This is a genomic window from Chryseobacterium sp. S0630 (genome assembly GCF_024158915.1).
In the GTDB taxonomy this organism is placed as follows: domain Bacteria; phylum Bacteroidota; class Bacteroidia; order Flavobacteriales; family Weeksellaceae; genus Chryseobacterium.
This window is the reverse complement of the sequence record NZ_JAMZGF010000001.1, coordinates 112,518-126,289: the sequence shown is the minus strand read 5'-3', so window position 1 is coordinate 126,289 and position 13,772 is coordinate 112,518. Positions and strand designations below refer to the sequence as shown.

At 36.2% G+C, this 13,772-nt stretch carries 13 protein-coding genes; 9 read left to right on the top strand and 4 right to left on the bottom strand.

Annotated features, from left to right (window positions below; genetic code table 11):
* Window positions 1-2 precede the first annotated feature (2 nt).
* The 5 genes from NK356_RS00575 to NK356_RS00555 all read left to right on the top strand — a co-directional run bounded on the left by NK356_RS00575 (window position 3) and on the right by NK356_RS00555 (window position 5,174).
* Entirely contained in the window at window positions 3-539 is a 537-nt protein-coding gene (locus tag NK356_RS00575; RefSeq protein WP_034691810.1) for an adenine phosphoribosyltransferase, read from the top strand.
* A 229-nt stretch (window positions 540-768) separates the two neighbouring features.
* Window positions 769-1,476 (top strand): hypothetical protein, encoded by a 708-nt coding sequence (locus NK356_RS00570; protein ID WP_034691813.1) that lies wholly within the window; start codon window positions 769-771, stop codon window positions 1,474-1,476.
* A gap of 3 nt (window positions 1,477-1,479) precedes the next feature.
* The gene (gene ribH, locus NK356_RS00565) at window positions 1,480-1,998 is read left to right on the top strand and encodes a 6,7-dimethyl-8-ribityllumazine synthase (protein WP_034691815.1); all 519 of its coding nucleotides are present in this window, start codon (window positions 1,480-1,482) and stop codon (window positions 1,996-1,998) included.
* Between the two features lie 168 nt (window positions 1,999-2,166).
* Window positions 2,167-4,245, top strand: a complete 2,079-nt coding sequence (locus NK356_RS00560) for an alkaline phosphatase family protein (protein ID WP_253315961.1) — start codon at window positions 2,167-2,169, stop codon at window positions 4,243-4,245.
* Between the two features lie 65 nt (window positions 4,246-4,310).
* Window positions 4,311-5,174 carry a neutral zinc metallopeptidase gene (locus tag NK356_RS00555; RefSeq protein WP_034691821.1) on the top strand — a complete coding sequence of 288 codons (864 nt, stop codon included), beginning with the start codon at window positions 4,311-4,313 and terminating at the stop codon, window positions 5,172-5,174.
* A gap of 68 nt (window positions 5,175-5,242) precedes the next feature.
* On the opposite strand, the gene NK356_RS00550 is transcribed toward NK356_RS00555, so the two are convergent.
* Window positions 5,243-6,100 (bottom strand): GLPGLI family protein, encoded by an 858-nt coding sequence (locus NK356_RS00550; RefSeq protein WP_253315931.1) that lies wholly within the window; start codon window positions 6,098-6,100, stop codon window positions 5,243-5,245.
* A gap of 12 nt (window positions 6,101-6,112) precedes the next feature.
* Window positions 6,113-7,051 carry a GLPGLI family protein gene (locus NK356_RS00545; protein ID WP_253315930.1) on the bottom strand — a complete coding sequence of 313 codons (939 nt, stop codon included), beginning with the start codon at window positions 7,049-7,051 and terminating at the stop codon, window positions 6,113-6,115.
* Window positions 7,052-7,263: 212 nt separating this feature from the next.
* Between NK356_RS00545 and NK356_RS00540 the strand changes: the two genes are divergently transcribed.
* The 4 genes from NK356_RS00540 (at window position 7,264) to sufD (ending at window position 11,583) form a co-directional block, all read left to right on the top strand.
* The gene (locus tag NK356_RS00540) at window positions 7,264-7,593 is read left to right on the top strand and encodes an iron-sulfur cluster assembly accessory protein (RefSeq protein WP_027372006.1); all 330 of its coding nucleotides are present in this window, start codon (window positions 7,264-7,266) and stop codon (window positions 7,591-7,593) included.
* 83 nt (window positions 7,594-7,676) lie between these two features.
* A complete protein-coding gene (gene sufB, locus NK356_RS00535; RefSeq protein WP_034691827.1) occupies window positions 7,677-9,125 on the top strand; it encodes a Fe-S cluster assembly protein SufB in 1,449 nt (482 codons plus the stop codon).
* A 242-nt stretch (window positions 9,126-9,367) separates the two neighbouring features.
* A complete protein-coding gene (gene sufC / locus NK356_RS00530) occupies window positions 9,368-10,111 on the top strand; it encodes a Fe-S cluster assembly ATPase SufC (RefSeq protein ID WP_034691829.1) in 744 nt (247 codons plus the stop codon).
* Window positions 10,112-10,275: 164 nt separating this feature from the next.
* Complete coding sequence (gene sufD / locus NK356_RS00525) at window positions 10,276-11,583, top strand: Fe-S cluster assembly protein SufD (protein ID WP_034692056.1); 1,308 nt, start codon at window positions 10,276-10,278, stop codon at window positions 11,581-11,583.
* A 75-nt stretch (window positions 11,584-11,658) separates the two neighbouring features.
* On the opposite strand, the gene NK356_RS00520 is transcribed toward sufD, so the two are convergent.
* Window positions 11,659-12,582 carry a DUF3078 domain-containing protein gene (locus tag NK356_RS00520; protein WP_034691832.1) on the bottom strand — a complete coding sequence of 308 codons (924 nt, stop codon included), beginning with the start codon at window positions 12,580-12,582 and terminating at the stop codon, window positions 11,659-11,661.
* 227 nt (window positions 12,583-12,809) lie between these two features.
* On the bottom strand, window positions 12,810-13,736 hold the full coding sequence (locus NK356_RS00515) for a DUF3078 domain-containing protein (protein WP_034691835.1): 927 nt from the start codon (window positions 13,734-13,736) through the stop codon (window positions 12,810-12,812).
* Window positions 13,737-13,772: the final 36 nt, after the last annotated feature.

The following is a 13,772-nucleotide window of genomic DNA, read 5'->3' as shown; positions in this document are numbered from 1 at the left end:
AAATGGCTTCAGCAGAACTGATCAAAAGATTAGAAGAAACAATTGAAAATATCCCAGATTTTCCGATTCCGGGAATACAGTTTAAGGATATTTCACCCATCTTTTTAGACCCAAAACTTTACGAAGACGTTATTGCAGATCTTGTAGCCTTCAGTAAAGGAAAGATAGACGCAGTCTGCGGAATTGAAAGCCGTGGTTATCTTTTTGGAATCGCAATTGCTGTGGCATTGGAAGTTCCATTCATCTTAATCAGGAAAGCAGGAAAACTTCCACCGCCAATCATTTCAGAAAAGTATGATCTGGAATATGGAAGTGCCGTTATTGAAACCCGTGAAGGACAGATAAAACCTGGACAAAGAGTTTTAATCCACGATGACCTTTTAGCAACAGGAGGAACTACTGAAGCCGCTGCCAAGTTGGTAGAAAAACAAGGAGCAATTGTTTCACAGTTTAGTTTTCTTATCGGCTTACAAGGCTTGAATGGTGATGAAAAACTGAAAAAATTTGGTGCAGAGATCTACCACATCTTAAGCTATTAAGATTGATCCTAACAAGATAAAGATAGATGCTTCGACTCCGCTCAGCATGACAATGGCTAATAATTTACTGTAAGATTAGAAGTGTCATGCTGAGCCTGTCGAAGCATCTTTTTTTAATAAATTCATCATCCAAGATTAACAATTCACAAGATTTCATCAATAATACTCACAAAGTATTTTGTAAATCTCTCAGAAACAATTAAATTTGCATTTCAATTTTTAAAAACTTATGGCAAAATTGGGAAAGAGTGCTCAGAACGAGCAAGAAGGTAAAGAAACAGTTGAGTTCTTTAAAGACCTTGATAGAGAAGCTTTAAACACTGAAAGATTTGTTGAAAAATATTCAAAGCCACTTGGTTTTGTATTTGGAGCTTTGATTTTAGGAGTTTTAGGATTCTTTGCTTATAAGCAATTTGTAATTGCTCCAAAGAACACTGAAGCTGTAAAAAGTTTCCTTGCTGCTCAGAAAAACCTTGCTGAAGGTAAAGATAAAGATGCTTTGGGTGGAAAATCTGCTGCTAATCCTGGTTTTATAGGGACAGCAAATGAATATGCTTCTACTGAAATCGGTAAGCTTTCTTCTTACAATGCCGGTTTATTAAAATTCAAAGAAGGAAAGTTCCAGGAAGCTTATGATCTTTTAGATAAATTTTCTTCCAAAAACAAGACTTTAATGGCAATGAAATATGGTGCTATGGCAGATGCAAAATCAGGTCTTAACAAAAATGATGAGGCTTTAGGTCTGCTAGATCAGGCTGCATCAGCATCTGATGATCCTTACACAACATATTATTTCACAAGAAAAGCAGGTATCGTTGCATTAGGATTAAAGAAAAATGCAGAAGCTAAAAAATACTTCTCTGCAATTGATGAAAAATATCAGGACTACGACAACGGAATGTCTGATTCTTATATTGAAATGACTAAATATTATTAAAAAATGGCAACAGTTAATCTATCCGATTACAAGCCACTTCATATAACTAATGCCGAAGATTTTTCTATCGGCATTGTTTTTTCTGAGTGGAATGATTTTGTAACTTACAATCTTCGTGATGCAGCTTTGGAAATCCTTGAAAAAGAAGGGGTAAAACCTGAAAATATCAAACTTTTCCCTGTACCAGGAGCTTTCGAATTAAGCTATGCAAGCATGCAGCTTTGCAAAGAGAGAAAATATGACGCAGTAATTTCTATCGGATGTGTGATCCGTGGGGAAACTCCTCATTTTGATTATGTATGTTCTGCAGTAGCGCAAGGAATTAAAGACTGTAACATCATGACAGATACTCCAACAATTTTCTGTGTATTAACGGATGATAACAAAGAACAATCTATTGCGAGAAGCGGTGGAGATCTTGGAAATAAAGGAGTAGAAGCAGCCGTTACAGCTCTTAGAATGATTGATTTCAAAAAGAAATTATCTGACAAAAAAGGAAATATCGGTTTCGGACACTCTTAACCAATAATTGACTTCGACAATATAATGGGACTATTTTTTAATAGTCCTTTTTTATTAGTATATAAATAATTCTTAAATCTTATTAATAAAAAGGATGTTTTTCTTTTTTTCTGTCAAAAGTTCCCTACAAAAACTATCTTTGTGAAAATTAATAAAGACAGACAATACATGTTTTTAAAAAAAATAAAACCCTTCCTGTATTTAGGAATTTTCTATCTTATTATTTCATTGATAATAAGGACTGTATTCTTTTTTCATCCTATTACTACCGCTAGTTTTGGATTTTTCGAAGTCGTAAAAGTTTTGCTGATAGGTCTGGTGAATGACGTTTTTGTTTTCATATTGGCCAGCTCTATTCTTGCCCTTTACTTCCTCTTTCTTTCCAATTCAAAATACAAAAAGCCTTACGGTTATCTTATTTTGGGAGCATTAGTTCTATTCTTCCTTTATATCTGGCTTGTTCCGAACAATATTTTCAAGCAGTATGGAGGTTCTATCATGGAAATTGCCCTTGTTTTCGTAGGAATAAAGACTCTTTTCTTCGGATTGATGCTGTTTCTTCCTACACAAAGAATTAAGATCCGTAATACATTATATTTCATCACATTACTATTATATGTTCTTCTGATTATTTTCAACGGAGTAAGCGAATACTTCTTTTACAATGAATTTGGAGTTCGTTATAATTTTATTGCTGTAGATTATCTTATTTATACCAATGAGGTGATTGGGAACATCATGGAAAGTTACCCTGTAATTCCATTGTTTTCTGCCATCATGATTGTTACGCTTACCATCACATGGTTTATTTATAAAAAAACAAAAGATGAGCTGCTTGAACTTCCGGATTTTAAACAAAAAATGGTTCTTCTGGGCAGTTTTATGGTACTTTGTGCGTTGAGTGCCCTGGCAATACCATCTTTGATGCAAATCAAATCTGACAATGTTTTCGCAGACGAAATTGAAGCTAACGGACTTCCTAAGTTCTACTGGGCATTTACCCATAATGAACTGGATTATTTCCAGTTTTACTCACAGATTAACCAACAGCAGGCCGAAAAGAATTTCTTAAGCCAATATCCACAACACACTTTATCAAGAGCTGTTGTTGCAGAACAACCGGAAATGAAGAAAAACGTAGTATTGATCTCTATCGAGAGTCTTTCTGCTGATTTCATGGAACACTATGGTAATACCCAAAAAATTACCCCTTTTCTGGATAGCCTTGCTGATAAATCACTAATGTTTACCAATCTTTATGCAACCGGAAACAGAACGGTACGCGGATTGGAAGCTTTGACATTGTGTATTCCTCCTACTGCAGGAGAAAGTATCATCAAAAGAGATGATAATAAGAATAAATTTACAACCGGAAGTGTTTTCAAGTCTAAAGGATATGATGTTAAATTCTTATACGGCGGATACAGCTATTTCGATAATATGCAGGACTTCTTCGGAGGAAATGGCTACGGAATTGTAGACAGAAACAACTTTAAACCTGAAGAAATTACTTTTGCCAATGTTTGGGGTGTTGCTGATGAAGATATGGCCAGAAAAGCTATTCAAGTAATGAACGCTGAAGCCAAGTCAGGAAAGCCGTTTTTCAATCACTGGATGACAGTTTCCAATCACAGACCGTTTACTTATCCTGACGGAAGAATTGATATTCCGGGAACAGCAAAATCCCGTGAAGGTGGTGTAAAATATACAGACTACTCGCTTAAATTATTCTTCGATATGGCTAAGAAACAAGACTGGTATAAGAACACAGTTTTTGTTATCATTGCAGACCACTGTGCCTCCAGTGCCGGAAAAACAGAGCTTCCAATGGATAAATACAGAATTCCTGCTATGATCTTCTCTGAAGGATTTATTCAGCCTCAGAAATTCAATGCATTGATGTCTCAGATAGATGTTATGCCTACGCTTATGGGATTATTAAATTTCAACTATCAGTCTAAATTTTTGGGTCAGGATGTCTTCAGACAGGAATTCCAACCTAAAGCGTATGTGGCAACCTATCAGGATCTTGGATTTATCAAAGGTGAGCGTTTGACCATTATTTCGCCAGTAAAAAAGGTAAAACAATATTCTTTGGAACTGGAAAAAAGTGATCTGAAACCAGAATTCAAGCTGTATTACGACGAAAAATTATTAAAAAATCCGGATCAGAAACTGGTAGATGATGCTGTATCAGCTTATCAGTCTACGTCTTACTGGCTCAAAACAAAACAACTCAACAGATAAATATCTAGATATTTTCGCTTATAATTTGGCATAAAATATTTAAATTAACCCATAAATTTATTGATATGAAATGGACAGACGACAGAGGCGGAAACGTTGATGACCGCCGTGGTTCAGGAGGCGGAAGTGGCGGTATGATTGTAGGAGGCGGACTCGGAACATTAATTATAGCAGCCATCGTATTCTTTTTGGGAGGCGATCCATCCGGTATTTTGAATTCTGGCAGCATGCAGCCTTCAGGAAATTCCGGAGAGCAAAGAGAACTTACAGCCAGTGAAAAACACGTAGGAGAAATGGTCGATATGATGGCCAAATGGAATATTCTTACCTGGGATCAGATTTTTAAGGAAAACGGAATGACTTACAGTGCTCCTGAAGTGGTTCTTTTTGAAAATACAACTTCTTCAGCATGTGGTACAGCGCAGTCTGCCATGGGCCCATTCTACTGCCCTGCCGATCAGAAAGTTTATATGGATATGAGCTTTTTTGGTGAGCTTCAGCAAAAATTCGGAGCTAAGGTAACTGAGTTTACGGTAGCTTATGTTCTTGCCCACGAAGTAGGACATCATGTGCAGACTCTTTTGGGAACTACTCAGAAAGTAGATGCCTTAAGAAGAAGCGGAAGATATTCTGAAGAACAGATGAACAGAGTATCTGTTGCTACAGAATTACAGGCCGATTTCTATGCTGGAGTCTGGGCAAAAAGAACCAATGACAGCAAACATATTCTGGAACCTGGAGACATAGAATCTGCCATAGATGCTGCAGAAGCCGTTGGAGATGATAATATTCAGAAAAGAGCACAGGGATATGTAAATCAGGAAAGCTTTACCCACGGGTCTTCTGCTCAGCGTAAAGAATGGTTTATGAAAGGCTACAACACTGGTGATATCAGACAAGGTGATACTTTCAACCAACTATTAAAATAGTTTTATCACAATTATGGTGATGTGATATAAAATAAAATGCGGTCTTAGCTTAAGACCGCATTTTTTATTTATTGCAATTCGATTGGATTGGAATTTTTCTTGGCTTCTTCTTTTACCCTCTCTTCCATTCTTTTTCTCATATCGGCAGGATTCTGGTTTCCACCACCACCTCCGGGGCCTCTTCCACCTCCGCCTACTCTCATCGGAGCGCTGATACCACCTGCACTCTGACTCATGAATGACATTGGATCAGTCTTGAACTTTTGCTGCTGCTTTAAATAATCTGTTCTTTTTACTTTTAAAGTATTTCCAAACTGATTTAACGTCGGAAACTCAGCAATTTTATAGTTTTTCATTAAATCAAAAGAATAATCTCCTTTATCATCTTCCACTTTTACAATCAGTCCAGGAAGTCCTCCGAACTTATAAGGTCCGTCCTGATAAGGAAGATCTGTGGTAAACCATGCTGTCCATTTTCTTCCTCCAAAATCGGTTTCAGCTTTCTGAACTTTGTATTCACCAATATTTCTGGTTTCTGATCCAATTTTCCAGTTCAAAGGTCTGTCTTCTTCATAGGAATAGATATCACGACCAATTCTGTCTTTGAAATAGGTCTTTTGATTTGTTTTATCTTTTTCAATAGAATAGTTGATATTGGTTCTCAATCCTTCCATCTGATCTCTGTTTATACTTCCTCTTCCGCCCCCACCTTGAAATGCTTTTTGCATAATAGAATCTCTTTTGATTCTGTTTTCAGAATAAAACACGGATTTCTCCGGAGAAATATCCAGATAAGCATTTTCAGTCTTGATATCTGTTTTATTTTCTGCATCAGGCTTCATAGTCACCTGATACACAAACCTGTTAGTCTGTGCAGAAACATTCTGTATGAAGAGTGCCAATGCGATAATACCTAATTTTTTCATTTATATTTTTATTTATTTTAATTCAATTGGATTCTGTGCTGTATTGGTAAAAGAAGGTGTTTCTACAGATGAGCCTTGTGACATCGGCATTCCCTGATTGTCTCCACCCATTCCGCCTCTGTGCATTCCACCACCTCCGTGGCCGCCTCCTCTCATTCCACCACCGTTCATTCCGCCGCCATGCTTTCCTCCTCCGAAGTTCATATTTCCACCACCATTATTCCCGGCCATAGCTTTTTTATTTTTACCGAATTCCAGTTCAAGAGCAGCTTTATCACCATGGAAATTAATTCTTGTACTTTGCTTAGCATCAGAATTTATCTGTTCTTCAAAAGCATTTTTAATTGTAAGCTTTTTCACAAGATCAAATTTATAGTCTCCTTTATCATCTTCCAGTTTTACAATCAGTCCTGGTAATCCTGAAAATTTGTAAGGACCGTCAGACAGAGGAATTTCTTTAGTAAACCAGGCTGTCCAGACTCTTCCTCCAAACTCGGCAACTGCTTTTTGGGCAGAATATCCATTCTGTTTCTCCATCATATTGGTGATTTCCCATTTTACAGGTCTGTCTTCCTGATAATAAATTTGTTTTCCGGAAGCCTTCTCATAATAATATACTTTCTGATCCGGAATTGTCTTGGTAATGAAATATTCAAAAAATGTAGGTTCAAAATGTTTTTTTCCTTCTATTTTTGAAAAATCTTTTTCCTCTTTTTTGTTTTCCTTTATGTCTGATCTTATTTCGGCAAAAAGAGAGTCTCTTTTCAATTTATTTTCACTGATGAATAAGGAACGATCTCCTTTAACATCCAGAAAAGTTCTCTCACTTTTCATACTTACCAGATTGATTGAATCCGGATTTACCAAGGTTTCATAAACAAATCTGGTGGTCTGTCCATAAGATACAGTGGTGAAAAGCAGCACAAAAAAAACTACTGTTTTTTGTTTCATTACCAATTTTCTTTATAGATCGAAAATAAGATTCAAGGTTAAATCCGTAATGAAATCTTCACATTGAAAGGCTAAATTTATTATTTTTTAACATAATTTATCCTCTCAGAAATTGCTATTAATAACAGAATCATTAAAATAGATATCTTCGATTTGAGATTGCGGAAATTAGTTCGTATTTTTGCATCATTAAATCATTCTAAATAAATACAATGATAAAAGTATCAGACTATGCAAAGGAGAAAGCCATCCAGTTAATGACGGAAGATGGTTTTAACCCTGCTGAAGATTATATAAGAGTAGGGGTGAAAAGCGGTGGATGCTCTGGTTTAGAGTATGTTTTAAAGTTTGATAACCAAAAAACAGACACAGATCAGATTTTTGAAGATAATAACATTAAAATTATTATAGATAAAAAATCCATCCTTTATTTAGCAGGAACAACTCTTGAGTATTCAGGAGGATTGAACGGAAAAGGGTTTGTTTTTAACAACCCGAATGCATCCAGAACATGTGGGTGTGGGGAATCATTTAGTCTTTAGAGAAAAGACATTAGATCCTAGATTTCAGACCTCAGAGTTACTCTGGATTCTGAAATCTAAAATCTGAAATCTAAAAAAAAGTAATGAGTAAATATACAGAAGACGATTTAAGAGTCGATCTAGAAAATAAAAAATATGAATTCGGTTGGGAAACGAAGATTGATTATGAAGATTTCCCGATTGGTTTAAATGAGGACATCATCCGTGCCATTTCTGCTAAAAAAGAAGAACCGGAATGGATGACAGAATGGCGATTGGAATCTTTCAAAATCTGGCAGAAAATGGTAGAGCCTGAATGGGCCAATATCAAATATGAAAAACCAGATTTTCAGGCAATCCGTTACTACGCTGCTCCTAAAGTAAAGCCAGAACTGGCAAGTCTTGACGAAGTAGATCCTGAGTTGTTGAAGACATTCGCAAAGCTAGGGATTAATATCGAAGAGCAAAAAAGACTTTCCGGAGTTGCCGTAGATATCGTAATGGACTCAGTTTCTGTGAAAACAACTTTCCAGGATACATTGGCAGAGAAAGGAATTATTTTCTGTTCAATCTCTGAGGCTATTAAAAACCACCCAGATTTAGTAAGAAAATATCTTGGAAAAGTAGTTCCGAGAGGAGATAACTTTTATGCAGCATTGAATTCCGCAGTATTTTCTGACGGAAGTTTCTGTTATATTCCTAAAGGGGTAAAATGCCCTATGGAACTTTCTACTTATTTCCGTATCAACCAGGCAGGAACAGGACAGTTTGAAAGAACGCTTCTTGTAGCTGATGAAGGAAGTTATGTTTCTTATCTTGAAGGATGTACAGCTCCTTCAAGAGATGAAAACCAACTTCACGCTGCCGTTGTAGAATTGATCGCTTTAGACAATGCCGAGATCAAATATTCAACGGTACAGAACTGGTATCCTGGTAACGAAGAAGGAAAAGGAGGTGTATTCAACTTTGTAACGAAAAGAGGACTTTGCGAAAGAAATGCAAAAATCTCTTGGACACAGGTAGAAACAGGTTCTGCAGTAACATGGAAATATCCGTCTTGTATCCTTAAAGGAGACAATTCTATCGGAGAATTCTACTCTATTGCAGTTACTAACAACCACCAGTATGCAGATACAGGTACAAAGATGATCCACATCGGAAAGAATACCAAATCAACGATTATTTCTAAAGGTATTTCTGCCGGGAAATCACAAAACTCATACAGAGGACAGGTGAAAGTAATGCCTTCTGCAAAAGGAGCAAGAAACTTCTCACAATGTGACTCTTTATTGATGGGTAATGAATGTGGAGCTCATACTTTCCCTTATATTGAAATCAAAGATCCTACAGCACAGTTAGAGCACGAGGCAACGACTTCAAAAATCGGGGAAGATCAGATTTTCTACTGTAACCAGAGAGGTATTGATACAGAAAGAGCCATTGCTCTGATTGTGAATGGTTTCAGCAAAGAAGTTTTGAACAAGCTTCCAATGGAATTTGCTATTGAAGCTCAGAAATTACTTGAGATTTCATTAGAAGGTTCAGTAGGATAATATGATCAAAAAAGAACCCTTCAGATAAAAACAAACTGATTTAAAGGCAAGGTTTTCAGAGTTTTTATCCGATGATCAACCGTTATAAACGGAAATATAAGTTATAGTCTTCATTGAAGATTATTATAAACATAAAATATAAAAAGCTTCTGTCCGTCTATTGAGGAAATATCCTATATAAAGACGATGTGTATATAAAGGAAAGAAGCTCATACAATTATAAAAAGCAAAAGTTAGCAAGAATGTTACAAATTAAAGACCTTCACGCCAAAATTGAAGATGGCGCAGAAATATTAAAAGGTATTAATCTTGAAATAAAGCCGGGAGAAGTTCACGCGATCATGGGACCAAACGGAGCTGGTAAATCTACCCTTTCTTCTGTAATCGCAGGAAAAGAAGATTACGAGGTAACTGGTGGAGAGATTCTTTTCGAAGGACAAGACATCAGTGAAGAAGCTCCTGAAGATAGAGCTCACAAAGGGATTTTCCTTTCTTTCCAGTATCCAGTGGAAATTCCGGGAGTTTCTGTAACGAACTTTATCAAAGCTGCTTTGAACGAGACAAGAAAAGCAAACGGACTGGAAGAAATGCCGGCAAAAGAAATGCTTGCATTAATCCGCGAGAAGTCTGAAAAGTTGGGAATCAAAAAAGATTTCCTTTCAAGATCATTGAACGAGGGATTCTCCGGAGGTGAAAAGAAAAGAAATGAAATTTTCCAGATGATGATGCTTAATCCTAAATTAGCGATCCTTGATGAAACTGATTCAGGATTGGATATCGATGCTTTAAGAATCGTGGCAGATGGAGTAAACCACTTTAAAAATGAAGGAAATGCAGTTCTTTTGATTACGCACTATCAGAGATTGCTAAACTATATTCAGCCTGATTTCGTTCACGTTTTAGCAGATGGAAAAATCATCAAAACAGGAGACAAGTCTTTAGCATTAGAACTTGAAGAAAAAGGTTACGACTGGCTTCTTAACTAAGAAGAATATATATTATTTCAGAGATTAACCTTTTTTGTAATCATTCATAAAATGTGGCGAAAAAGAATCTCTAGTATTAAAAATTGGGTTCCCTATTCCTCGGAATAACAATATTTTAGTTAATAAAAAAAGAAAAAATGGTGCAAACCACAGATATACCAGTAATGGCATTAAAAGAACAAATTATAGAGAACCATAATGAATTTTTGGAGAGTCTTCGTCACAGATTTCTGGATGACAGCAGAAAAGCAGCTCTTCAAAGATTTGCAAACCTTGGTTTTCCAACAAAAAAAGACGAAGAATATAAATATACCAATCTAAAGGAAATCACGGAAAAAAGCTACAACTTCTTCCCGAAAGAGAGCCACAATATCACTAAAGAGCAGTTTGATGAACTGCACCTTGGAGAAGAAAATTTTGATTGGATTGTTTTTGTAAACGGTAAGCTTCACAAAGAGCTATCTAAAGTTTCTATTGAGAATGTAGAATTCCTTTCTTTCAATTATGCATTGAATGATGAGAAGCATAAAGAAGTTTTTGAAAAGTATTTCAATACGATTGCTTCCAAAGAACAGGCTTTTACGAACCTGAACCTTGCTTACTGCAAATATGGATTCTTCCTTAAAGTTCCTAAAAATGTAGTGATTGAAAAGCCAATTCACGTTTTTTATATTTCTCAGAACCAGGAGGAAAACACGTTTTACAATACAAGAAACCTTTTGATCGTAGAAGAAGGAGCTAAAGTAGAGGTCATTGAAAGCCATCACAATTTTGACAGCACTTATGTATTGACAAACTCTGTAACGGAGATCTTTACATACCCCAATGCAAAGGCTGACTGGCACAAACTTCAGAACGATAACAACACAACCTATCTTATCGACAATACTTTCGCAAGACAGGAAAAAGACAGTTTAACAACGGTAAACACATTCTCTTTCGGAGGTAAACTGGTAAGAAACAACCTTGATTTTATTCATAATGGATCTAATATCAATTCATTCATGAACGGAATCACCATTATCGGGAAAGATCAGTTGGTAGATCACCATACAGCGGTTCACCATAACTTCCCGAACTGTGAAAGTTACCAAAACTACAAAGGAATCTTTGATGGGAATGCTCACGGAGTTTTCAACGGAAAAGTTTTTGTGGACAAAATTGCTCAGAAAACAAACGCCTACCAGCAAAATAACAATGTATTGCTAAGCGAAGGGGCAAGTATTGATACAAAACCTCAGTTAGAAATCTTTGCTGATGATGTAAAATGTTCTCACGGTTGTACAGTAGGTCAATTGAATGAAGATGCTTTATTCTACCTGAGAGCGAGAGGAATTTCTAAAAAAGAAGCACAGGCATTACTTTTATACGCTTTCGCGAATGATGCGATGCAGAATATTGATATAGAACCTCTAAAAGAGAAAATTTCTAAGTTATTGGCTGAGAAATTAGGCGTTGATATAGAATTCTAAGACTTATATATATTGATAAGGAAAGCACTTCAAAATGAAGTGCTTTTTTGTTGTATGACAGATTGTATTTCTGTCTTATTTTTTCAACCAGCTTTGGTTATCTTTATTTTCTGAACGTTTCTTACCGTTATCAAAATTATAAGCCAATCCTACGCCTAAAGTCTGCTTCAGCTGGGTCTTCCATATCTGGTTATGATCATACAAAAGATCCAGAGTAACATTGGTAGAAATATATTTGTTGATTTTCATACTTAAAACTCCGCTGTATCCAAGAACCAGCCTTTCCGGATGATCAAGATAATTTGAGAATACAGAGGCCGTATTCAGTAGGGTAATATTCTCCATAATCTTCAGCTTATACATTGCTGTACCCAGGAAACCGAACTGAAAAAGAGAAGAATCTCCGTCATTTTTAAGACCATAAGTTCCTGCTTTCTGAAGATCTTCATCTAAGACAAAAGTCCATCTTGCATTGGCCGGACGTAAAGTCACGGTAAGATTATCATTGGGACGATAAGTAACCCCTGCTCCTACACTCAGATATCCGGGAGCCATAAAATTAGAAATCTTTTTAGCATCAGGATTATTTCCATCTTCATAACCCGGAGCAAACTGAGTCTGAAGCCCTGCACCTGCAGACAAATACCAATGCTTGACAAATTCTCTACCATAGTTGGTAGATAAATTAATGACATCCTGAGTCTTTCTTACTCCAGTTCCCTGCGTGTTATTCTGTCCATACCCAAGAATGATAATGTTTTCCCAAAGATCTTTTCCTTTTTCATACGTCAGGTTGTAATTAACACCGGCAAGCCATCCCACGTTGTTGGCTCCCCCGCCTACCCAGTTTGAAAAGGCTGCCTGGTTCAGCATTAATGTATTCTGTCCCTGAATAGACCATGCTTTAACGGTGTCTGATGCCGGAGCTTCAGTCTTAGCCTCCTGAGCGAATGCTACAGCCCCAAAAGAGATAGAACTGATCAATAAAAGTTTTTTCATAATGTTGATTTATTACAAATGTATAAATAATAATTTACGCCGTCATAAAATTCACTTTAAATTGAATTTAACATAACTGAAAACAACCTCATAAACAACTGAAATTAAACCACTTGAAAACAAAACAATTACCAATCAAACTTAAGTCAACTTAAAATTACAGAATTTTATAAAGAAAAAACACCTCATTTCTGAAGTGTTTTTAATTATAATATAAGTTTTCTAAACTATTTTTTGATCCACCACTGGCTGTCTTTACGATCAGAGCGTTTCACCCCATTTTCCAGGGTATATGCGAATCCTATTCCAAGAGTTTGCTTCAACTGCGTTTTTTCTATCTGATTATGATCGTAGAGCAGATCTACTGTCACATTAGAAGAAATATATTTATTGACTTTCAGGTTCAGCAAAGCTCCATAAGCAAGAACCAATCTGTCCGGCCGATCAAGGTAATTTGAAAAGACGGAAGCTGTATTGGTTAAATAAATATCTTCCATTATTTTCAGTTTATACATTGCTGTTCCCAGAAAACCGAACTGTAATAAAGAAGTATCACCATCATTTTTAAGACCATAGCTTCCTGCCATCTGAAGGTCTTTGTCTAATACAAAAGTCCATCTGGCGTTGGTAGGACGTAAAGTAACAGTTAAATCATCATTAGGCCTGTACGTGATACCCATCCCGACGTTTACATAGCCAGGTGCCATAAAGTTTGAGATTTTTTTGGCTTCAGGGTTATTTCCATCTTCATATCCTGCCGCAAACTGTGATTGCAAACCGGCTCCTAAAGAAAAATACCAGCTTTTCGAAAATTTTCGCCCATAATTGGTAGAAACATTGATAACATCCTGCGTTTTTCTGATTCCAAGTCCTTTTGTATCATTCTGTCCGTACCCGAGAATGATGATATTTTCCCAAAGGTCTTTGTCTTTTTCATACGTCAGATTATAATTAATTCCGGCTAGCCATCCTACATTGTTGGCTCCACCTCCTACCCAGTTTGAAAAGGCAGCCTGATTGATCATTAATGTATTTTTTCCTAAAACCGACCAGTATTTAACAGTGTCTACAACTACGGAATCTTTTTTTAATTCTTCTTGTGCACTAGCATATATTCCTATAAAACAGGAAAGAATCAATAAAAACTTCTTCATTACTCTAAATAATTTTCAATGCAAAAATATTAATAT